Consider the following 21,658-nt stretch of genomic DNA (forward strand, 5'->3'; position numbering starts at 1 on the left):
CGGTGCCACCGTGCCGGGCATGTTCTCCCTCGTCCTGCACTCCCACCTGCCCTGGTTGGCCAATCACGGCAGGTGGCCCGTCGGCGAGGAATGGCTGTACCAGTCCTGGGCCGACTGCTACCTCCCGCTGACCGCGGCACTGGAACGGCTGGCCGACGACGGTTACACCGACGTCCTCTCGCTCGGCGTCACCCCGGTACTCGCGGCCCAGCTCGACGATCCGCATTGCCTGGCCGGCATGCACCATTGGCTCGGAAACTGGCAGCTACGCGCGCACGAGGCAACCGACCCCGCGCTCTCGATACGTGAACACCGGGCATCCGCCGCGGCTCTGGACCGCTTCGAGACGCGATGGCGACACGGCGGCTCGGCAGTACTTCGTCCGCTGATCGACACGGGCATCGTCGAACTGCTGGGTGGGCCGCTCGCGCACCCGTTCCAACCGTTGCTCGACGAAAGACTGCGGCGGTTCTCCCTGAGCGAGGGCCTACGCGACGCCGCCGCCCGATGGGGCACCACGCCCCGCGGTATCTGGGCACCGGAATGCGGATTCACCCCCGGCATGGAAACCGAATACGCGGCCGCAGGTGTCTCGCACTTCATGGTCGACGGCCCCGCCATGCGGGGCGACACCTCCCTCGGCCGGCCCGTGTGGGATTCGGACGTCGTCGCGTTCGGGCGCGATCTCCCGGTCAGCTACCGCGTCTGGTCACCGAAGTCCGGCTACCCAGGCCACGGTGCCTACCGGGATTTCCACACCTACGACCACGCGACCGGACTCAAACCGGCCCGGGTCACCGGCCGCACCGTCGACTCGAACGACAAGGCTCCCTACGAACCCGAGCGTGCCGCGGCAGCAGTGGACCGTCACGTCGCCGACTTCGTCGACGTGGTGCGTCGGCGCTTGATCTCCGAATCCGAGCGGATCGGCCGCGATGCCGTGGTGGTGGCCGCGTTCGACACCGAACTGTTCGGACACTGGTGGCACGAGGGGCCACAGTGGCTCGAGAAGTTGATGCGCGCACTGCCCGCCGCGGGAGTCACCGTCGGAACGCTGAACGATGCCCGGGAACGGGGATACGTCGGAGCCCCACTCGAACTGCAGGATTCTTCCTGGGGATCGGGCAAGGACTGGCGCGTGTGGGCGGGCGACGACGTCGCCGACCTGGTGAAACTCAACGCCGAGGTGTCCCGGACCGCGCTCGATGCCGTCGACGCCTCCCGTGCCGTCCGAAGCCGGGCGGGTGGCCCCGAACTGCGCAATCGAGTCGACGATCAGATTCTGCGTGAGACACTCATGGCCGTGGCCAGCGACTGGGCGTTCATGGTCAGCAAGGACTCCGCGGCCGGATACGCCCGAGAGCGAGCTCACGTCCACGCACATGCGCTACGTGAAATCGCTGCCGCGCAGCAGCACCCGGCCCGAGCCGAAGAATTGGCGCGGCAATGGAATCACGCAGACGGACTGTTCGCGGCGCTGGACGCACGCAGACTGCCCGGTGCACGCCGAGAAGGCCCAGGGGGGCGTAGATGAGAGTTCTGATGGTGTCGTGGGAGTACCCACCCGTGGTGGTCGGCGGGCTGGGTCGCCACGTTCATCACCTGGCGACCGAGCTGGTGCGCTGCGGGCACGAGGTCGTCGTCCTCTCGCGCAGACCGACCGGCACCGACGCGTCCACCCATCCCACGTCCCACCACATCGAGGACGGCGTACTGGTGGTCGCCGTCGCCGAGGATCCGGCGCACTTCGTGTTCGGAGAGGACATGCTCGCGTGGACTCTGGCGATGGGGCACGCGATGGTGCGGGCAGGGGCCGCCCTCGGTAAACCCGGCCTCGGCGACGGCTGGCAGCCCGATGTCGTCCACGCCCACGACTGGCTGGTCGCGCACCCGGCCATCGCTCTGGCCGAGTTCTACGACGTGCCGCTGGTCTCGACCATCCATGCCACCGAGGCCGGACGACACAGCGGCTGGATCTCGGGCACCGTCAACCGCCAGGTCCATTCGATCGAATGGTGGCTCGCGAACGATTCCGACGCGATCATCGCGTGCTCGGCGTCGATGAAGGACGAGGTCACAGCCCTGTTCGACGTCGCCGAGTCGACGGTCTCGGTCATTCACAACGGCATCGACGGATCCGCGTGGAGTTTCCGACGCCGACAGCCCCGCTCCGAGCCCGCGAAATTGCTGTTCGTCGGTCGTCTGGAATACGAGAAGGGCATCCAGGACGCCATAGCCGCTCTGCCACGCGTCAGACGAAGTCACCCCGGCACCACGCTGCACATCGCCGGCGAAGGCACTCAGTTCGGGTGGCTGGCAGGTCTGGCACGCACCCACCGCGTCGCCAGGTCGGTGTCGTTCCTCGGCAACCTGAACCACTCCGATCTGCTCGGATGGCTGCACGGCGCCGACGCCATCGTCCTTCCCAGCCGGTACGAACCCTTCGGCATCATCGCCCTCGAGGCCGCGGCAGCAGGCATTCCGTTGGTGGCATCGACGGCCGGCGGACTCGGTGAGGCGATCGTCGACGGCGTCACCGGGCTGTCCTTCCCTCCGGGTGATGTGGCCGCGCTGACGGCGGCGGTGCGGCGGGTGTTGGACAACACCGATGCGGCGCAGGAGAGAGCCGTCGCCGCTCGGGAACGTCTCACCGTCGACTTCGACTGGAAGCACGTCGCGGAGTCGACGGCTCGGGTGTACCTCGAAGCCAAGCGCAAGGTTCGCCATCCGCTGGGTCGCCCGCACATCGTCGAACGCGCCCTGCCCGATCGCAGCTGACCCCATGTGAGTGGAACCTCGTAGTCCACTACGAGGTTCCACTCACATGGGTCTCAGCTCTCCCGCGCCGCCTCGGCCTGACCGAGAGCCTTCTTGCGTGCGATGTCTTCCAGCGCCGCGATGTACTTCGCTCGCTCGGCTGCGCCGGCCTCCCAGGCCGTCTTGCGATTGCGGACGACTTTGGCCGGGGCACCGACGGCGATGCTGTAGTCCGGAATCTCACCCTTGACGACGGCATGGGCACCGAGGACGCAGCCTCGCCCGATTCTGGTTTCCCGCAGGATCGTCACCTTGGCGGCGATCCAGGTGTCGGGTCCGATTCGTACCGGGCCCTTGACGATTCCCTGGTCCTTGATGGGCATGTTCACGTCGTCCATCCGGTGGTCGAAATCGCAGATGTAGCACCAGTCGGCGACGAGCGTCGACGCGCCGATCTCGATGTCGAGGTAGGTGTTGACGACGTTGTCCTTGCCGAATACCACTTTGTCTCCGATGCGGAGCGAACCCTCGTGGCACCGGATTGCATTGCCGTCGCCGATGTGGACCCACCGGCCGATCTCGAGGCGAGACAGTTCAGGGGTGGAGTGAATCTCGACGTTCTTGCCGAGGAAGACCATGCCCCGCAGGATCACGTGCGGGTTCGCGAGCTTGAACTTGGCCAGACGGTAGTACCGAACCAGGTACCAGGGGGTGTAGGCCTTGTTGGCGAGCACCCAGTCGAGGGACGCCCGCGTGAGAAACCGCGCCTGCTCGCTGTCGCGTCGTCTCGACCCACGCCAGCGTGTTCGCAGCGGCGCGTTCCACATACTCGTCATGGACGTTCACCCTAGTTTCTCGCTCGCCCGCTCTCTGCCGGCACCCGTCAGCGGGCTAGTGTTGTCTCTCGACCGATGCCCGGGCATCGGCGCAGCAGGCCGAGTGACCGCCGATCGAAAGGGCACAACGGACATCATGGGGAGTGCTCGAATGCGTGTCGGGTTCGGTGCAGGTTCGACGTCCGGAGCAGGCAAGGGTCTGACTGCAGTGGCTGCGACGGTCCTGTTGACCCTTGCCGGGTGCAGCACGGAACCTGCTGCCATCGAACCGCTCTCGCCCGACTCCTGGCCCGCGGCGCACGCGAACCTCCGCAACAGTGGCTCGACGGACGTATCGGTCGGTGCTCCACTGACGCGGGACTGGACTCGACCCACCGGCGGCACCGTGACGTCACCGGTATCGATCGGCTCGAACGGTCAGATGTTCGTCACTGCCGCAACGGAATCGGGTTGCAATCTGTTCTCGTTCGAGATCGAGTCCGCCCGCAAACGCTGGTGCAACCGGATCGGCCCTTCCGTGGTGACCGCCACCCCCACCGTCGATTCTGCGATCAACGTCTACATCGGCGACGAAGGCGGGCTGAACTCGTACAACGATCACGGGCAATTACGTTGGCGTACACCGGTATACGGTGTTCCGAAATCCGCCCAGTTCTTGGGCGACGGCAGCGTGCTGTCGATCACCCAGATGGGTCAGGTCAGTGTCCTCGATTCCCAGAACGGCCAACTGCGAGTACCCATTCTCGATCTCGTTCCGGCCCCGGACTTCTTGACCGACCCCGATGCGGACTTCGAGCCGATGGACACCGGACTCGCCCAGTGCAGTTCGGGTGAATCCGAATGCGCTGTGCCTGCCGCGCCCGCGGTGGACCGCGCCAGCGACGCCATCTACCTGACCCTGTGGCGACCGGGTTCGATTGCGCCGCAACTCGTCTCGCTGCAGTACTCCCGCGACGGCGCACCTGGACTCGTCGAACGGTGGTCCTCGGACCTCCTCCCTGCCGGCGTCGCATCGAGCCCGGTGCTCTCCGAGGACGGATCGACGGTCTACATCGCCGACGTCGACGGGCGACTGACCGCATTCGACACCTCGGACGGGAAACAGAAGTGGACCGAGGGCACGGGACTCGGAATCGGAGGCAGTCCATCGATCGCCTCGGACGGCACCATCGTCCCGGCCGGCGGCGACGGCACCCTGATGGGACTTCGAGACAACGGCGACTCGGCCGAGCGCGTGTGGGTTCGCGACGACGTCGAACAGGCCGGGGCAGCAGCACAATCCGCGGACGGGCGCGGCCACACCGTCGTTCGCGACGGCGACGGGCTGGCTCTGCTCACGTTCGACGCGGCGACGGGCGACAGCATCGATTCGCAGCCCTTACCCGATGTCGTCGGCACCACCGTGGGCACGTCCGTCGGTCCCGACGGGCAGGTCGTCACGGCGAGCTACCTGGGCGAGATCTTCACCTACACCGGCTGACGGACCGCGCCCGGCTCGCAGACGAACGCCACGGCCGAGCGCTCGATGCGAGTGATGACGACCGACAGCGAGACCCGGCCCCGCAGCTTGAGTTTGGGCCTGAGCAACGCGGGATCCACGTCGACTCCGCGCACCAGGATCTCCACCGCGCCACACCCCAGTCGATTCAGTTGCTGCCGAAGCACTTTCTCCGAGAACTTCGACTGCTCGAGGATTCGGAAACCACGCACTCCGACGGGTACGGCGTCGCCAGTCAGGTACGCGATCCTCGGATCCAATTGCCAGAGGCCGAATTTGGCACCGTAGTGCCGCACCAGTCCGGCCCGCACGACCGCACCGTCCGGATCCACGATGTATTCACCGGGCGGCCGAACGGGAATCTCGTCCGACTCGGCGTCGGTGATCTCGAGCGCACTTCCGTCGGATCGCAGGACCGCGGCACGTCGCCGAATTCCGCTGTCGCCGAGACCTTCCGACCATAGGCACGCCTCGCGTACTCCCCCGTCGAGGGAGACCACCTCGATCTCACCGGGCCAATCGAGGGCATCGAAATCCAGCCCGGGAGCGCATTTGACGACCAGATCTCGCCCCCGATACGCGTCGAGGAGATCCGGCAACGGAGGTTCGAGCGCTGCGGGATCGTGCCGTCGACGACCACCGACGCGTCGTCCGGGATCGGCCACGATCACGGTCCCCCGTGTCGTCGGGGTCAGTGCGTCGGCGCGCAGCACCGTCGCGGAGGGCACGTTGTGGGCAGCCATGCGCACCCGAATCGGGTCCAGGTCACTTCCCACCGCAAGTTCGGTCGTGTCGACCAACGCCGCCAGCTCGCTGCCGATGGAGCAGGTGACATCGTGCACCCGCCGTCCGGCCAGGCGGTCCGCGCGCCTGCGAGCGACGATCGTCGGCGTCGCCTGCTGCACCGCGTCGTCGGTGACGAGCCAGCCGTCGGACCCCAGCAGCTTCGCCCGCGCTTTCCGCCGCACCGTCACCGTCTCGACGAGGGCCGCAACGTGCTCGGGGTAGCGGGCACGTACCGAGGCGATATCGCGCAGCGAAGTTCGCGCGTCGAGCTCGAGTCGGTCGACTGCACCGAGTGCCTCGGCACCGGCCTCGCTTCGCAGGAAGTCGAGGTCGGTGCCGGTGAAGTCATAGCCCACGGTTGGGACCGATCGATGCAGCGTCGGTCGTACGGCCGACGGTGGTGGAACGAATCAAGCGCGGGGCGCGGGCTTGGTTCCGGTGATCATCACGTTGTAGAACATGCCTCGCGGTACCACGTGCTGCAAGACCTTCTCGTCGACCCAGCTCAGTGTCTTCCACCCGTTGAACGCGAACTTGGCCCAGTTCCAGCCGAGCTTGCCTGCCGGAACGGCAGCCTCGAACGTGCGCACCGGCCACCCGAGCAGAGCGGCAGCGAATTCTTCGGTGTTCGCCTGAACGGCCTCGGCACCTGCCGACAACGCGATGTTCTCGAGGTCGGTCGGATCGAACGTGTGCAGGTCCACGACGGCCTCGAGTGCTGCAGCTCGCGAGGACTCGTCGAGTTCTTCCTGTGGTTTGCGCCAGTCCGCCAGGAACGGCAGCTTGGTGGCACGAGTGGTCGCTTCCCAGGTGATACGGCCCAGCCAGCGAGCGTAGAAGTTGCCCACCGTGGTCGGCTCGCCTGCGAAGACGAAGCGTCCACCCGGCTTGAGAACGCGCAGAACTTCTCGAAGAGACTGCTCGACGTCCGGGATGTGGTGAAGCACGGCGTGACCGACCACCAGATCGAAGGTGTCGTCGTCGTACGGAATCGTTTCTGCGTCGGCCACCCGGCCGTCCACATCGAGTCCGAGGTGCTCGGCGTTGCGCAGCGCGACCTTGACCATTCCGGGTGAGAGGTCGGTGACCGAGCCCTTGTCGGCAATCCCGGCCTGCATCAGGTTGAGCAAGAAGAAACCTGTGCCACAACCCAATTCGAGCGCACGACCGTACGGCAGAGCCGCTCGGGCCGATGCGTCACCGGACACCGCCTGATCGAACCTGCCTCGGGCGTAATCGATGCAGCGCTCGTCGTAGGAGATCGACCACTTGTCGTCGTAGGTCTCGGCTTCCCAGTCGTGGTAGAGCACCTGCGCCAGTTTGGTGTCCGACCGCGCTGCCTCGACCTGCTCGGCCGTGGCGTGCGGATTCGGTGCCGGATCGACCTCGCGGTCTCGCGCCTCGGCCGAGACGAGAGGCGTCACAGAAGCAGTCGGTCGATTCGCACCGTCGTGGGGGCTTGCAGTCATGAGGCGAGCCTACTATCCGGTAGCCATGGAACAAGTTCGTCCACCGACCTCGATGCTCAACGCCCGGTGAAAGCGGCCTTACCCGGTCCGTTCGCGATGAAGGATTCCATCCCGATGGTGCGGTCCTCGGTGGCGAACAGGGCCGCGAACTGCTGTGCCTCGACGCGCAGTCCGTTGGTCAGGTCGACGTCCAACCCCTGATCTATGGACGCCTTGGCCGCAGCCAGAGCGCGTGACGCTCCGGTCGTGAACTGCCCCGCCCATGCGCGTGCCGCGTTGTACACCTCGTCCGGCGCAACCACCTCGTCCACCAAACCGATGCGCAGGGCCTCCTCGGCTCCGACGAAACGGCCGGTGAAGACCATGTCCTTGGCGCGACTGGGCCCGATCAGACGGGCCAGGCGCTGCGTGCCGCCGCCCCCGGGAATGACTCCGAGCAGCACCTCGGGAACGCCGAGCTTGGCATTGTCTCCGGCGATGCGTCGGTCTGCGCCGAGCGCGACCTCGAGTCCACCGCCCAGTGCGTATCCGGTCACTGCGGCCACGACCGGTTTGGGAATCGTGCTGAGCGAGCCGAGGGCGGACTGCAGTTCCGCCGCGATATCGGTCATCTCGACGACGGACATTGCCGCCATTTCCTTGATGTCGGCACCGGCCGCGAACACCTTTTCGCCGCCGTAGACGATGACCGCTCTGACGTCGGAGTTCACGGTGGCTTCGCGTGCCGCAGCCCGGATCTCCTCCTGCACCTGACGATTGAGCGCGTTCATCGGTGGGCGATCCAAGCGAATGGTGCCGATACCGTCGGATACTTCGAGAGTCACGAACTCAGCCATGGCCGAAGGCTACCGCGCCCGAGTTCAGCGATCCGACCAGGGATGGACCGTGCCCGCGTAGTACGCGTCCTCGCCGTCGAACTCCACTCGGACGGTGCCGTTCTCCCGGGTAAGGACGGGCAGGACCGTCGCGATCGTCTGCTCGTGATCGAGAACGTCGGCCACCGTGTCGAATCGGCCGAGCGCATCGAGCTGGCTCCACGTCGGTGGCAGCAGGACGGTGGTCCCCGAACGCCAGTCCGTCAACGCGTCCTCGGCCGAACGCCAGCTCACCGACGCCGCCTCGCTGGTCTCCCCGTCGGCATTCTGCCCCTCGGGGAGCACGGCAACGAAGAACCTCGTGTCGTACCGTCGGGCTTCACCGATCGGGGTGATCCAGTGCGACCACGGCCGCAGCAGATCTGCTCGCAGAACCAGATCGTGGTCGGCGAGAAACTGGGCGAACGACAGCTCCCGGCGTTCCAGTCGACCGCGTTCCGCAGAGAACGGGGCGGTGTCGGCGACCACCGAATCCGCCGTCGGACCGGCCAACAACACGCCACACTCCTCGAACGTCTCGCGTGCCGCTGCGCACACCAGCGCCTGCGCCTTCCCCTCGTCGGTACCGAACCGGTCGGCCCACCACGACGGCGGCGGACCTGCCCACTCGATGTCCGCGGCCGCATCCGACGGATCCACACCGCCACCGGGAAATACCGTCATGCCGCCCGCGAACGCCATCCCGCCGACGCGTTCGAGAAGGAACACCTCGATGCCGGGTTGTGATCGGCCGTCACGGATCAGGATGACGGTCGACGCATCACGTGCTGGAACGGGATCGGCGGCGGTGCTCGAGCTCATCTCCGCAACGTACCGCTGAGCCGGTGCGCCCGAGCACGGGGTCCGCTCTAGCGGCGGTGGGCCCCGGCAGCGCGCGTGCGCCGCGCGAAGTAGCGACCGTCGACGCGATCGAGGGTGATCGACTGGCTGAATGCCTCGGTCAGGTTCTCCGCCGTGATGACGTCGTCGACCAGGCCTTGCGCAACCACACCGCCCTCCTTGAGGAGTAGTGCGTGGCTGAAGCCGGGCGGGATTTCTTCCACGTGGTGGGTGATCAGCACGGTCGCGGGAGCGTCGGGGTCGGCGGCCAGATCGGCCAACCGGGCTACCAGTTCCTCGCGGCCGCCGAGATCGAGGCCGGCAGCGGGCTCGTCCAGCAACAGCAGTTCGGGGTCGGTCATCAGGGCACGGGCGATCAGTACACGCTTGCGCTCACCCTCCGACAGGGTGCCGTAGGTCCGGGTCGCCAGATGTTCGGCCCCGAGGCTCTCGAGCATCTCGACGGCCCGTTCGGTGTCGATCGCGTCGTACTTCTCCCGCCAGCGCCCCAGCACGGAATATCCGGCGGATACGACCAGATCGGAGACGAGTTCGTCGGCAGGGATTCGGTGCGCCAACGAGGACGACGACAAGCCGATTCGAGGACGCAGTTCCGAGACATCGGTTCTGCCCATCACCTCACCGAGGACGTGAGCGACACCGGACGTGGGATGGATCTCGGCGGCAGCGATACGGAGCAGCGACGTCTTACCTGCACCGTTGGGCCCGAGTACGACCCACCGTTCGTCCAGTTCCACCTTCCAGGTGACGGGACCCACCAACGTCACGCCACCTCGGCGAACTACGACATCGGTGAAATCTACGAGCAGGTCGGGATCCGGTTCAGACACGGCTCCTATCCTCCCGCACACTCCCCGCGCAGACACGGCAGGATGTGCACGCGTGTCGCCCATTGACGATGTACCTCGCACCTCCCGCCGTCCCGTCGACGGGGTCACTCGCGTGAACCCGCCCGGGCAGCCGTTCCCCCTGGGTGCCACTGCGCATCCCACTGGTACGCAATTCGCAGTCCACGCTCCCGGTGCGGATGGCGTCGAGGTATGTCTGATCGACCCGGACGGCGGCGAGCGGCGCGTGGAGTTGACCAACCGGACATTCGGCATCAGACATGCCTTCGTCCCTGACGTCGGGCCAGGCGTGCGGTACGGCTTTCGCGCGCACGGCACCTGGGATCCCCACTCGGGCCGACGATTCAACGGGGCCAAGATCCTGCTCGACCCGTCCGCCCGCCAGGTGTCCGGTGACTTCGGGGATCCCGCGGCCCTGTTGGCCTACGAGGACGACCCGTTCGGAGCCCCCAGCAGTCGCGATTCCCTCGGCCACCTCCCGCTCGGCGTCGTCCGCGGACCGTCGGACAACGGCGACCGGCCGCTGAGGCCTGCCGTTCCCTGGGACAGAACCGTGCTCTACGAATTGCACGTCGGGTCGTTCACCGCGCGCCACAACGGCGTACCCGAACACCTCCGTGGCACCTACCTCGGGCTCGCGCAACCGGCCGTACTCGAACACCTGGCTCGAACGGGCATCACGTCGGTCGAATTGCTGCCGGTCCACACCACGTTCACCGAACCCGGGGTACGCGCTCGAGGGATGCGAAACCATTGGGGCTACTCCACGGGCGCGTATTTCGCTCCCGATCCGCGTTTCGCCGCCGTACGAGGCAACGAAGTGGACGAGTTCCGGACGATGGTCGACGCGTTGCACAGCGCAGGGATCGAAGTGATCCTCGACGTGGTCTACAACCACACGTGCGAATCCGCGGTCGACGGGCCGTCGATCAGTTGGCGGGGTCTCGACGCGCCGGGGTACTACCTGCTCGACGGTCGCGGATCCGACGTCGACCTGACCGGTTGCGGCAACACACTCGATTCGGCGTCTCCCGCCGTGGTCCGCATGGTGTGCGACAGCCTGCGGTACTGGGTGCAGGACATGGGCGTGGACGGATTCCGATTCGACCTGGCCAGTACGCTCGGCCGACCGGGCGGTTGGCGATTCGATTCTCGTGCACCGCTGTTGACGGCGATCGGTACCGATCCGGTGCTGTCGGGCGTCAAGTTGATCGCCGAACCCTGGGATGCGACCGGTGCCGGATATCAGGTGGGCAACTTCGGGGTCATGTGGTCCGAGTGGAACGACCGCTACCGAGATACCGTGCGAGGATTCTGGGCCGGCCATCACGGAGTGCGCGAATTGGCTTCCCGCCTGGCCGGTTCCGAGGACCTCTATGCCGGCAGCGGTCGACTGCCGTGGGCGTCGATCAATTTCGTCACCGCACACGACGGATTCACCGCACACGATCTGGTCTCGTACGAACGAAAGCACAACGAAGCCAACGGCGAAGAGAACAGAGACGGCACCGACAACAACTCCTCGGTCAACTACGGCGTCGAGGGTCCGACCGACGATCCCTCCGTCCTCGACGACCGTGGGCGACACGTCCGTGCTCTGCTTGCCACCCTGACGCTGTCGACCGGAACACCGATGCTGCTCGCAGGTGACGAACTCGGCCACAGCCAGGGCGGAAACAACAACGCGTACTGCGTATCTCACGATGCACCGGCATCCGACGCCTGGGCAGTCGACTGGGACAGCGCGGATCAGAACATGATTCGATTCGTGGCGCGCCTGCTGCGCGTACGTGCGAGCGCCCCGACACTGCGTCAGCAGGAGTTCTTCACCGGCCGGGCGACGCCGACCGGTCGACCGGACCTCGTCTGGTTCGATTCCGCCGGAATCGAATTCGATCACGACAGATGGAACGACGATTCGGTGCGCACGATCTCCGCCTGGGTCGACGGGTCCGACGTGCGTTCCTACGCCTCCGACGGCGGGCAGGTGGACGACGCGAGTTCGTTGCTGATCTTGCATTCCGGCGGTCCCGCGGAGATCACGCTGGCCTGCCCCAGTTGGTCGTCGTCTCGATTCGTGCCCGTCCTCGATTCCTCTCGCGTGGACGGCGTCCCACCCGATACCACTGCACTGGAGGCAGGTTCGAAGATTTCGGTGACCGGCTCCACCGTTCTCGTGTTCCGCAGCGCCGGTAGGTGAGTCATGAACAGCTGCACGAGCGGTCCTACCCCGAGCGCGTAGAGCACCGTACCCACACCGAGAGTTCCGCCGAGCAGCCAGCCGGTGAGTACCACTGTCAGTTCGATTCCCGTGCGAGTGAGGCGAATCGACCATCCGGTGCGCGCCACCAACCCGGTCATCAAACCGTCTCGGGGGCCCGGGCCCATTCCCGCACCGATGTAGAGCGCCGTGGCGAAGGCATTGACGACGATGCCCGACACCATTGCCAGTGTCCGAACGATCGGCCCGTCCAGATGGGGCAGGATCGCCGACGTCGTATCCACGGCGACAGCGATGACGATCACGTTGCTCACGGTCCCCAAACCCGGACGCTGCCGCAGCGGTATCCACATCAGGAGCACCGCCACGCCGGTGATGGCAGTGATGGTTCCGAAGCTGAGTGACAGGTGCCGCGACAGACCTTGGTGGAACACATCCCAGGGGTTGACGCCGAGCCCACCGGCGATCATCAGCGACATGGACGCGCCGTACAGCCACAGGCCGACGTAGAGCGCCGTCAGGCGAGACGGGAGACGACGGCCGGCGACGCGTAGCGGTGAGAAAGGCATGGTGTCAGTGTCCGGCCACTGGATACCTCGTTCGATAGCCAGTTGCGCGACAGTGGACCCCCGGCCGATGCTGCGTTACATCCGGACAGCGATCACGGTCGTCGAACCGGGAGCCACTTCGGTGAAACCAGCATCTCGGACTGCGACGGCGCGACCCGCGCGGACCTCGTCCAGCGCGTGCGTCCACTGCTCCGGATCCGCCGATCGAACCGAACAGGCGAAACCGGAATCGGCCCAGGCTCGACAGTCGTCGAGGCTCATCGCACCGGCCAGCAACATCGACGCATGACCCACCTGCGCCGCGGCCTTGCCCACCGTCATCGACAGGGACGCGTCGATCCACAGCACCGGCCCGGCGCTCGGCGGTGACTCTTCTTCGGCCGGTACGTCGGTGCCGCCGATCTGAAGACGCTTGATGCGCGGATCCAGATCGCCGACGCGGCCCGGCACGAAAGCACGGGCCGAAGCGTTCCCGACCTCGACCGTGACACCCGGAACTTCCTGCGCTGCAGTCCATTGCGCGCCGCGGGCACGGCGGGCCACCTTCCTGATCCGCGCCGAGGTCCACGCAACGAAAGGCTCGTGCCACGAGGCGTCGACACCGACCCGTGGGTCGAGGCACAGCGCCACGACGGCTCGGGCGGCGGCTTCGAGTAGGTCGTTGCGCACCGGCGGGTCGGCCTTGGGTATGTGCAGCACCATGGGCATGGCCAGAACCTCAGACGGGTCCTCGGGATCCTCGGCACCGCCGTAGCCGCGGGCCAACTCGGCGTGACGCGAGGCGAAGGTGTTGGCGTCCGAGAACTGCTCGGGTTCAGCCGTATCGGACGTCGACCCGGCACGGTCCCGATCGACGGAGTCGCCGACGGCGGAGGCGTCGGTCATGGGATCGGGACGCGGCGGACTCCCCCGTCGACGGCATCCGCGGCTTCGATCTCGTTTCGGGTGACCCCGAGAATGAACAGGACGGCGTCCAAGTACGGGTGCGAGATCGCAGTATCGGCGATCTCGCGTAGCGCGGGCTTGGCGTTGAACGCAACGCCGAGCCCGGCCGCGGTGAGCATGTCGATGTCGTTGGCACCGTCGCCGACCGCGACCGTCTGCTCCATCGGCACTCCGGCTTGGGCGGCGAACTCCCGCAGTGCGGTCGCCTTCGCAGCGCGGTCGACGACGTCGCCGGTGACTCGACCCGTCAACTTCCCGTCGACGATCTCGAGTGTGTTGGCCTTCACATAGTCGAGTTCGAGTTCGTGAGCCAATCCCTCGATCACCTGGCGGAACCCACCCGATACGACACCGCAGGCGAAACCGAGACGCCGAAGCGTCCGGATGGTCGTTCGAGCCCCTGCCGTCAGCTCCAAGCTGTCGGCGACGTCGTCGATGACGGATGCGTCGAGGCCTGCCAGCGCGGCGACACGCTGTTCCAACGACTCCGCGAAGTCGATCTCCCCGCGCATCGCCGCCTCGGTGACGGCACGTACCTCGTCTTCGCGCCCGGCCCGGGCGGCAAGCATCTCGATGACCTCGCCCTGGACCAACGTCGAGTCCACGTCGAACACGATGAGTCGTTTCGACCTCCGTGCGATGCCGGCTCGCTCCACTGCGATGTCGACGCCGATTCCCGCTGCGATCGCGGCGAGGCCGGTGCGTAGCTGGAGGTCTGCCTCAGGCGAGGTGTCGGTGGCGGTGACTTGAAGTTCGAGGCCCGTCACCGGGTAGTCCGCGATCCCACGGATGGAATCGATATTGGTCCCCTGCCGGGCCAATTCCCTCGAGATGGTGCTGAACGCTCGCGCAGTCACCGGACGGCCGAGCACGACGACGACATGCGTGGCCAGCGTGCGTCCACCGTTCTGAGCCGCGTCGATCTCGACATCGACATGGACACCCACGGTGGCCATGGCGTCTTCGAGTTCTTCCTGGAGCGCCTCGGGATCGCGTGGACAGGTCAGCAACACCCCGAGGGTCAGCCTGTTGCGGATGACCACCTGCTCCACGTCGAGCAGGCTGACGTCGTGCCGCGACAGGGCCGCGAACAGCACCGATGTGACACCTGGTTTGTCGGGTCCCGTCACCGTTACCAACACCGCAGTGTCGCTCGATCTCACCGAATCTCCCTTTCGCACTGTCCCCCCATTACTGGTGTGCCCTGCTCGTGTCCCGCGACTACCGCCGAACGGGCAGGACGCGCAGGAAAGATTGTCGCAAGCGAAGAGCCCCGCCCGGTAGCCGGGAGGGGCTCTCGCTGTGCTGTGGACTACCGGGGATCCGGGTCGCCCGAACCTTCGTGATCGCTGGTGGCGATCGGAGCCCGGCGGGCCTGTTCGAGTACCGCGGTGGTCTTGCCACCGTGAGCACCAGGACCGACGTGCGCCTCGGACCGCATCCGCTCGACCATGTGCGGGTAGTGCAGCTCGAACGCCGGACGCTCGGAACGAATCCGTGGCAGCTCGGTGAAGTTGTGCCTCGGGGGCGGGCACGAGGTGGCCCACTCCAACGAGTTTCCGTAACCCCACGGATCGTCGACGGTGACGACCTCACCGTATCGGTACGACTTGAACACGTTCCAGACGAACGGCAGCGTCGAGGCACCGAGGATGAACGCACCGATGGTCGAGATGATGTTCAGTTCGGTGAAGCCGTCGGACGGCAGGTAGTCGGCGTAGCGACGTGGCATGCCTTCGTTACCGAGCCAGTGCTGCACCAGGAACGTGGCGTGGAATCCGAAGAACGTCAGCCAGAAGTGCCACTTGCCCAGAGCCTCGTCCATCATGCGGCCCGTCATCTTCGGGAACCAGAAGTAGATGCCTGCATAGGTCGCGAACACCACGGTGCCGAACACCACGTAGTGGAAGTGGGCGACGACGAAGTACGTGTCGGTGACCTGGAAGTCGATGGGAGGCGAAGCCAACAGCACACCGGTCAGTCCGCCGAACACGAACGTGATCAGGAAGCCGATCGAGAACAGCATGGGCGTTTCGAGCGTGACCTGTCCGCGCCACATCGTGCCGACCCAGTTGAAGATCTTCACACCGGTCGGAACAGCGATGAGGAATGTCATGAACGAGAAGAACGGCAGCAGTACCGCGCCGGTGGCGTACATGTGGTGGGCCCACACGGCGATCGACAGTGCAGCGATGGCGATCGTCGCGTAGATCAGACCCGAGTAACCGAAGATCGGCTTGCGGGAGAACACCGGGAACACCTCGGACACGATTCCGAAGAACGGCAACGCGATGATGTAGACCTCGGGGTGCCCGAAGAACCAGAACAGGTGCTGCCACAGCAGCACTCCGCCCGTTGCCGGGTCGAAGAGATGCGCGCCCAGGTGGCGGTCGGCGGCAAGGCCGAGCAGTGCGGCGGTCAGCAGCGGGAACGCCAGCAGGATCAGAATCGACGTGACCAGGATGTTCCAGGTGAAGATGGGCATCCGGAACATCGTCATACCGGGGGCGCGGAGGCAGATCACCGTGGTGATCATGTTGACGCCACCGAGGATGGTTCCCAGACCGGCGACGGCGAGGCCCATGATCCACAGGTCGGCACCGACACCGGGCGAGTGCAGAGCAGAGGTGAGCGGCGTGTACGCCGTCCATCCGAAGTCGGCCGCGCCACCCGGGGTGATGAAGCCGGCCGTGGTGATCAGCGCACCGAACAGGTACAGCCAGTAGGAGAACGCGTTGAGACGCGGGAACGCCACGTCCGGCGCACCGATCTGCAGCGGAAGAATGTAGTTGGCGAAGCCGAACACGATCGGCGTTGCGTACAGCAGCAACATGATGGTGCCGTGCATCGTGAACAGCTGGTTGTACTGCTCGTTGGACAGGAACTGCATCCCCGGCACGGCCAACTCGGCGCGCATCAACAGCGCCATCAGTCCACCGACGAGGAAGAAGGCGAACGACGTCGCGATGTACATGATCCCGAGAACCTTGGGATCGGTTGTGGTCACCGCCTTGTGGATGAACGAACCCTTCGGTCCCATCCGCGGCGGGAAAGGCCGAGCAGCATCCACCGCGGGAGCGGGCCTAGGCGCTAGGGCAGTCACAGATCCTCCTGATTGCGCGTCCGACCCCGAATCACGAGGCGACGTCACTAGTCGTGCGCTACTCGAATCGTAGACCGTCGGACCGACGCTTGCCGAACCGGTCCTACCGTGTGTCGTATTGGATTCGATCGAACCATGGTTCGGGGGGCGATCTGCCTGCGCCGTCGGCCTTTACGAGCCCTCCGACACACCCTGGAACACCTCCCGAACAGATGGCCGGGAAGGGTCCGCGGCAGTGTTCTGCGCGAGGCGATTTCCGTTACTGTGTGAGACCACCCGACCCGCAGAAAGAAGTTCCGCGTTGCCACTTCGACCACGACTCCCCCGCCGGTTCGCGCCACACACCACGGGCACGGCGGCCGCTGTCTGTCTGATGGCAGCCGTGGCGTTGACCGGATGCTCCGACTCCGCGACCGAGGACGACGCATCCACCATCGTTCGCAGTACGACGAACATTGCCGGAGCGGGGGTGGTCGGTAACAACCGGGACACCGTCGGACTGTGTCCCGCACTTGCCCCACTCGACCCGACGGGAGTCGAGGGCGATACGCGCCCCGTCGGGCACGCCGAGGGAATCAGTGCCATCCCGGCCGATCCACAGCGCATCGTCGTCCTCGACGCTGCAGGCCTCGACGCCAGCTGCGCGGTCGGGATCTGGGAACGCGTCGTCGGCGCTGCCACGCTCGACCCCGACTTCCGGGGAGACGGAGACCAACCGCTGTACCTGGGTACCGGCCTGGCGTCGGTTCCGTCGGTCGGCCCGGTCGGTGCCCCCGACCTCGATGCGATCGCCGCCCTCGACCCGGACCTGATCCTGGGGGCCGATTCTCTCGGATCCGATACCTACGATTCGCTGACTGCCATCGCGCCGACCGTGTTCACCGCGACCGGACAAGGATGGAAAGACACTTTTCTGCAGTCCGCAGCCGCCTTGGGTCGAGGCCAGGCAGGATTCGACCAGCTCGCGTCGTTCTCCGCGGATGCCGAACGCGTCGGACGCGAGATCGACGCGACCCAGACGCAGGCGTCGGTCGTCCGATTCGATGCCGACTCCATCGAGGTCGACGGTCCGGACTCGTTCGCGGGCCAGGTGCTTGCCGAGGTCGGCGTGGGGCGGCCACAGAATCAGCGTGACGGTGGTTTCTCGGTCGAGTCCGGGAACCTGGAGCCCGTCGAGGGCGACATCGTCTACGTGCGATTCGCGGGCCCGGACGGCGAGACCTTCGGCCGTGAGGTGATGGACGGCGACGCGTGGCACGCTCTCGGCTCGGTCACCGACGGGCGAGTGTTCGCGGTGAACGACACGGTCTGGTCCGGCAGTGGAGTTGTCGCGGCGCGCGCCATCCTGGCCGACCTGTCCGCTTCTCTGAACGCCTACGTGTCCTGACGCGATGCCCATTCCGGAATTCGTGCAAGCGCTCCGCAGCGTCGTCGGCACGTCACCACTCTGGTTGTCCGGTGTCAGTGCTGTCGTTCTCGACGACGATCGGCGCGTGCTGCTGACTCTGCGGGCAGACAACAACACCTGGGCCGTGGTCTCCGGAATCCTCGAGCCCGGCGAGGAACCTGCACCCGCCGCGCTGCGTGAGATCGGTGAGGAGACCGGTGTGGACGCCACGATCGTGCGCCTGACGAGCGTCGACGTGACAGAGCCCATCACCTACCCCAACGGCGACGTCGCGCAATATCTGGACATCACGTTCCTCGCTCGCCACACCGGCGGCACTCCTCATGTCGCCGACGACGAGAACCTCGACGTGGCCTGGTTCGAACTCGATGGCCTACCCGAAAACCTCACGGCCACTTCGCGATTGCGAATCGAGAAAGCCATCGCCGACGACCCGTCGGCGTGGTTCCGACGCTGACTCCCCCACCATCCCGAGACCGCAGCTCCGTCGAACCGTCCCCCACTCGGTCGATAATGTGATATCACTTTAGTATCACTCACGAGAGGGAGGTTCCGATGTCCGTACCCACTACCGTCGCCGAGAAGCCGACGGGTACTCCGACCACCACCATTGCCGAGCGCACCGGCTGGGATCTACCCGGCTGGTCGATGCTCGGCGTCGGTCTCGTGTTGTTCCTCGGCGGAATCGCCACGTTCGTTCTCGGCCTCGTCTTCTCCGTCGTGGCGCTCATGGCCGTCGGAGTCGCGCTGTTCGTGCTGTCGTTGCCGGCACTCATGGGATTGACTCTGGTGCAACCGAATCAAGCTCGTGTTCTGCAGCTACTCGGCAGTTCGTACAGCGGAACGCTGCGCACACCGGGGCTACGCTGGACCAATCCGTTGACGTACCGCAGGGCCATCTCGACGCGCATCCGCAACCACGAGACCGGCCAGTCGAAGGTCAACGACGCCGACGGCAATCCGATCGAGATCTCCGCCATCGTCGTCTGGCAGGTTGCCGATACCGCCCTGGCGTCGTTCCAGGTCGACGACTACGAGGAGTTCGTGGCCGTCCAGACCGAATCTGCCGTTCGGCATATCGCCGGTAGCTACCCGTACGACGCCGAAGGGCGAATGTCGTTGCGCGAGAACGCCGACGAGATCACCGCGGCCATGTCGGAGGAAGTACACGCGCGGGTGAGATCGGCCGGCGTCGAGGTGATCGAGACCCGCATCAACCGTCTTGCCTATGCTCCGGAGATCGCGCAGGCCATGCTGCGACGCCAGCAGGCCGGAGCTGTCATCGCGGCGCGTCAGCAGATCGTCGAAGGTGCGGTGGGAATGGTGGAGATGGCACTCTCGAAGCTCGAGGAGAAGCACGTCGTGGAACTCGACGAGGAGCGGAAAGCGGCGATGGTGTCGAACCTGCTCGTGGTGTTGTGCAGCGATCGCGATACCCAGCCCGTCGTCAACACCGGATCGCTGTACCAGTGAGCCATGGCCGTCGAGCGTAAGAAAATTCTGCTTCGGCTGGACCCAGCGGTGCACGACGCTCTTGCCCGCTGGGCCTCCGACGAGCTCCGAAGCACCAACGCTCAGATCGAGTTCCTACTGCGTCGAGCACTGAGCGAGCAGGGCCGAATGCCGAAGGAGGCCAAAGACATTCGCGCGCCGGGCCGCCCACCGAAGGAGTGAGCGGCCCGGCGCAAGGATGGGTTTCTAGAAGTCCCAGTCCTCGTCTTCGGTGTTGACGGCCTTTCCGATGACGTACGAGGAGCCCGACCCGGAGAAGAAGTCGTGATTCTCGTCGGCGTTGGGTGACAGAGCCGACAGAATTGCCGGGTTCACATCCGTCTCGTCCTTGGGGAACAGACCCTCGTAGCCGAGGTTGTTCAGTGCCTTGTTGGCGTTGTAGCGCAGGAACTTCTTGACGTCCTCGGTCAGACCGATCTCGTCGTACAGATCCTGGGTGTACTCGACCTCGTTGTCGTACAGCTCGAACAGCAACTCGAAGGTGTAGTTCTTCAGTTCCTCACGCCGCTCCTCGCTGACCTTCTCGAGACCCTTCTGGTACTTGTATCCGATGTAGTACCCGTGCACGGCCTCGTCACGAATGATCAGCCGGATGAGGTCTGCCGTGTTGGTGAGCTTGGCCCGCGAGGACCAGTACATCGGCAGGTAGAAGCCTGAGTAGAAGAGGAACGACTCGAGCAGAGTCGACGCCACCTTGCGCTTGAGCGGGTCGTCACCGTGATAGAAGTTCAGCACGATCTCGGCCTTGCGCTGAAGGTTGACGTTCTCCTCGGACCAGCGGAACGCATCGTCGATGTCGCGGGTGGAGCTGAGGGTGGAGAAGATGGAGCTGTAGCTCTTCGCGTGCACCGACTCCATGAACGCGATGTTGGTGTACACCGCCTCCTCGTGCGGAGTGATCGCGTCGGGAATGAGGCTGACTGCACCGACGGTGCCCTGAATGGTGTCGAGCAGCGTCAGTCCGGTGAACACGCGCATCGTCAACTGCTTCTCGACGGCCGTGAGAGTTGCCCACGACGGGATGTCGTTGGACACCGGCACCTTCTCGGGCAGCCAGAAATTACTGGTGAGACGCTCCCAGACTTCGGAGTCCTTGTCGTCCTGGACCCGATTCCAGTTGATTGCGGAAACGCGATCGATCAGCTTCACCATGTGTCCTATCTACCGAGAGAATCTGCCGAATATTGGCTTGCTTGAACACTACCCGTTGTGTCCGACATCAATAGCTAACACAAGATCTGTGTCGTGCGCGTTTTGCGTACCTGGAGGGGCGCACAACGCGCACGACGTGAGTTCGCCCTCCCAGCCCTCACGTCGAAGAACCTGCGCCACGTCTCCTGCGACGCCGCACGGATCGCTGCTGACCTCCTCGTACCCGAAAACGAGTCGCGCACGCCCGGCGAGTTCCGAAGCATTGTCACGTCGCCGATCGCGGAATGCGACCTCTTGCATCGAATGGAACCGACGACCGTCCAGGCGCACGGTCAGCGTACGAGATCCAACTCGGTACACGACGTCCTCGTAGAGTGTCCGCCCGTCGACCTTTATCTCGCTCTGCCGTTCGGCAGCAGGGAGCCCGTGAGCCTCTTCGACGTTGGTCGCATATTCGAGTTCGAGAACAGACTGAACGCCGTTCGCGAGCAAGTCGACGGCTTCGGTCAGCGCTGTGAGATACCGGTACGGCCTGCGGACAGCGATCTGCTTCCGAACGTCCGTCAATCGAATTCGCCGCTGAGTCACCGACGACACCAAGCTGTGGAAAGCCTGCCTCGGCGTAGGTTCCGACACCGCCAGATCGAGTGCAGTGTCCACCAGCGTCGTTCGCGGCATATCCCCTGGTACGCCGATGTGCCGGTGCGCACGAGATCGGTGCACCACCACTCCGGGATGCAGCGATAGTCCGATGCCCGCCACCAGCCTCGTTCCGGTCCCCCCGACCATGTTCCATGGCCGGCCATCCTGCCCAGTGGGTACGACAGCTTCCGTCGTGC

General features: G+C 65.5%; 18 protein-coding genes and 2 pseudogenes. 8 read left to right on the forward strand and 12 right to left on the reverse strand.

The features are described from left to right. The first annotated feature begins 19 nt into the window (after positions 1–19). Positions 20–1,534, forward strand: coding sequence for a 1,4-alpha-glucan branching protein domain-containing protein (locus tag ASH04_RS17405; RefSeq protein WP_057474180.1), 1,515 nt, complete (start codon positions 20–22; stop codon positions 1,532–1,534). Then, positions 1,531–2,778, forward strand: coding sequence for a glycosyltransferase family 4 protein (locus ASH04_RS17410; protein WP_032391554.1), 1,248 nt, complete (start codon positions 1,531–1,533; stop codon positions 2,776–2,778). Before ASH04_RS17405 ends, ASH04_RS17410 begins: the two co-directional genes overlap by 4 nt. Before the next feature lie 53 nt (positions 2,779–2,831). On the opposite strand, the gene ASH04_RS17415 is transcribed toward ASH04_RS17410, so the two are convergent. Then, positions 2,832–3,593, reverse strand: coding sequence for an acyltransferase (locus ASH04_RS17415; protein ID WP_027496620.1), 762 nt, complete (start codon positions 3,591–3,593; stop codon positions 2,832–2,834). On the opposite strand from ASH04_RS17415, the gene ASH04_RS17420 reads away from it, so the two are divergent. After that, positions 3,592–5,073 (forward strand): outer membrane protein assembly factor BamB family protein, encoded by a 1,482-nt coding sequence (locus tag ASH04_RS17420; protein ID WP_230074270.1) that lies wholly within the window; start codon positions 3,592–3,594, stop codon positions 5,071–5,073. The genes ASH04_RS17415 and ASH04_RS17420 overlap by 2 nt on opposite strands. On the opposite strand, the gene ASH04_RS17425 is transcribed toward ASH04_RS17420, so the two are convergent. From ASH04_RS17425 to ASH04_RS17445, 5 genes are read right to left on the reverse strand one after another with little or no spacing between them, the layout of a single operon-like run. Beyond that, positions 5,061–6,233 carry a THUMP-like domain-containing protein gene (locus ASH04_RS17425; RefSeq protein WP_027496618.1) on the reverse strand — a complete coding sequence of 391 codons (1,173 nt, stop codon included), beginning with the start codon at positions 6,231–6,233 and terminating at the stop codon, positions 5,061–5,063. The genes ASH04_RS17420 and ASH04_RS17425 overlap by 13 nt on opposite strands. Positions 6,234–6,287: 54 nt before the next feature. Further along, entirely contained in the window at positions 6,288–7,346 is a 1,059-nt protein-coding gene (locus ASH04_RS17430) for a class I SAM-dependent methyltransferase (RefSeq protein WP_032370757.1), read from the reverse strand. 56 nt (positions 7,347–7,402) lie between these two features. After that, positions 7,403–8,182 carry an enoyl-CoA hydratase/isomerase family protein gene (locus ASH04_RS17435; RefSeq protein WP_032370756.1) on the reverse strand — a complete coding sequence of 260 codons (780 nt, stop codon included), beginning with the start codon at positions 8,180–8,182 and terminating at the stop codon, positions 7,403–7,405. Between the two features lie 24 nt (positions 8,183–8,206). Beyond that, positions 8,207–9,022 carry an NUDIX hydrolase gene (locus ASH04_RS17440; protein WP_032390078.1) on the reverse strand — a complete coding sequence of 272 codons (816 nt, stop codon included), beginning with the start codon at positions 9,020–9,022 and terminating at the stop codon, positions 8,207–8,209. Positions 9,023–9,069: 47 nt separating this feature from the next. After that, a complete protein-coding gene (locus ASH04_RS17445; RefSeq protein ID WP_027496614.1) occupies positions 9,070–9,891 on the reverse strand; it encodes an ABC transporter ATP-binding protein in 822 nt (273 codons plus the stop codon). A 61-nt stretch (positions 9,892–9,952) separates the two neighbouring features. On the opposite strand from ASH04_RS17445, the gene glgX reads away from it, so the two are divergent. Continuing rightward, positions 9,953–12,109, forward strand: coding sequence for a glycogen debranching protein GlgX (gene glgX, locus ASH04_RS17450; RefSeq protein WP_052067086.1), 2,157 nt, complete (start codon positions 9,953–9,955; stop codon positions 12,107–12,109). A gap of 11 nt (positions 12,110–12,120) precedes the next feature. Here the strand turns inward: glgX and yczE are convergent. From yczE to ctaD, 4 genes and pseudogenes are all read right to left on the reverse strand, one after another. Then, positions 12,121–12,699 (reverse strand): annotated as a pseudogene (gene yczE, locus ASH04_RS27265) (membrane protein YczE); the annotation flags it as partial. 75 nt (positions 12,700–12,774) lie between these two features. Next, positions 12,775–13,584, reverse strand: a complete 810-nt coding sequence (locus ASH04_RS17460; RefSeq protein ID WP_057474116.1) for an aminoacyl-tRNA hydrolase — start codon at positions 13,582–13,584, stop codon at positions 12,775–12,777. Beyond that, on the reverse strand, positions 13,581–14,807 hold the full coding sequence (gene serB / locus ASH04_RS17465) for a phosphoserine phosphatase SerB (protein WP_057474181.1): 1,227 nt from the start codon (positions 14,805–14,807) through the stop codon (positions 13,581–13,583). The genes ASH04_RS17460 and serB overlap by 4 nt, the downstream gene beginning before the upstream one ends. A gap of 149 nt (positions 14,808–14,956) precedes the next feature. Beyond that, positions 14,957–16,747 carry an aa3-type cytochrome oxidase subunit I gene (gene ctaD / locus ASH04_RS17470; RefSeq protein WP_027496609.1) on the reverse strand — a complete coding sequence of 597 codons (1,791 nt, stop codon included), beginning with the start codon at positions 16,745–16,747 and terminating at the stop codon, positions 14,957–14,959. 373 nt (positions 16,748–17,120) lie between these two features. Between ctaD and ASH04_RS17475 the strand changes: the two genes are divergently transcribed. From ASH04_RS17475 to ASH04_RS17490, 4 genes are all read left to right on the forward strand, one after another. Then, the gene (locus ASH04_RS17475) at positions 17,121–18,134 is read left to right on the forward strand and encodes an ABC transporter substrate-binding protein (protein WP_045841879.1); all 1,014 of its coding nucleotides are present in this window, start codon (positions 17,121–17,123) and stop codon (positions 18,132–18,134) included. 4 nt (positions 18,135–18,138) lie between these two features. Further along, positions 18,139–18,612, forward strand: a complete 474-nt coding sequence (locus tag ASH04_RS17480) for an NUDIX hydrolase (RefSeq protein ID WP_032372661.1) — start codon at positions 18,139–18,141, stop codon at positions 18,610–18,612. 98 nt (positions 18,613–18,710) lie between these two features. Further along, positions 18,711–19,628 (forward strand): SPFH domain-containing protein, encoded by a 918-nt coding sequence (locus ASH04_RS17485; protein ID WP_048320190.1) that lies wholly within the window; start codon positions 18,711–18,713, stop codon positions 19,626–19,628. Positions 19,629–19,631: 3 nt separating this feature from the next. Further along, entirely contained in the window at positions 19,632–19,829 is a 198-nt protein-coding gene (locus ASH04_RS17490) for a hypothetical protein (protein ID WP_027496605.1), read from the forward strand. A 24-nt stretch (positions 19,830–19,853) separates the two neighbouring features. Here ASH04_RS17490 and nrdF read toward each other — a convergent pair whose 3' ends face one another. Further along, positions 19,854–20,819: a class 1b ribonucleoside-diphosphate reductase subunit beta gene (gene nrdF / locus ASH04_RS17495; RefSeq protein ID WP_027496604.1), complete on the reverse strand. Its 966-nt coding sequence runs from the start codon at positions 20,817–20,819 to the stop codon at positions 19,854–19,856. Between the two features lie 48 nt (positions 20,820–20,867). Then, positions 20,868–21,572, reverse strand: a pseudogene (locus ASH04_RS27270) (hypothetical protein); the annotation flags it as partial. Positions 21,573–21,658 lie beyond the last annotated feature (86 nt).

This window comes from Rhodococcus sp. Leaf233 (assembly GCF_001426165.1).
In the GTDB taxonomy this organism is placed as follows: domain Bacteria; phylum Actinomycetota; class Actinomycetes; order Mycobacteriales; family Mycobacteriaceae; genus Rhodococcoides; species Rhodococcoides fascians.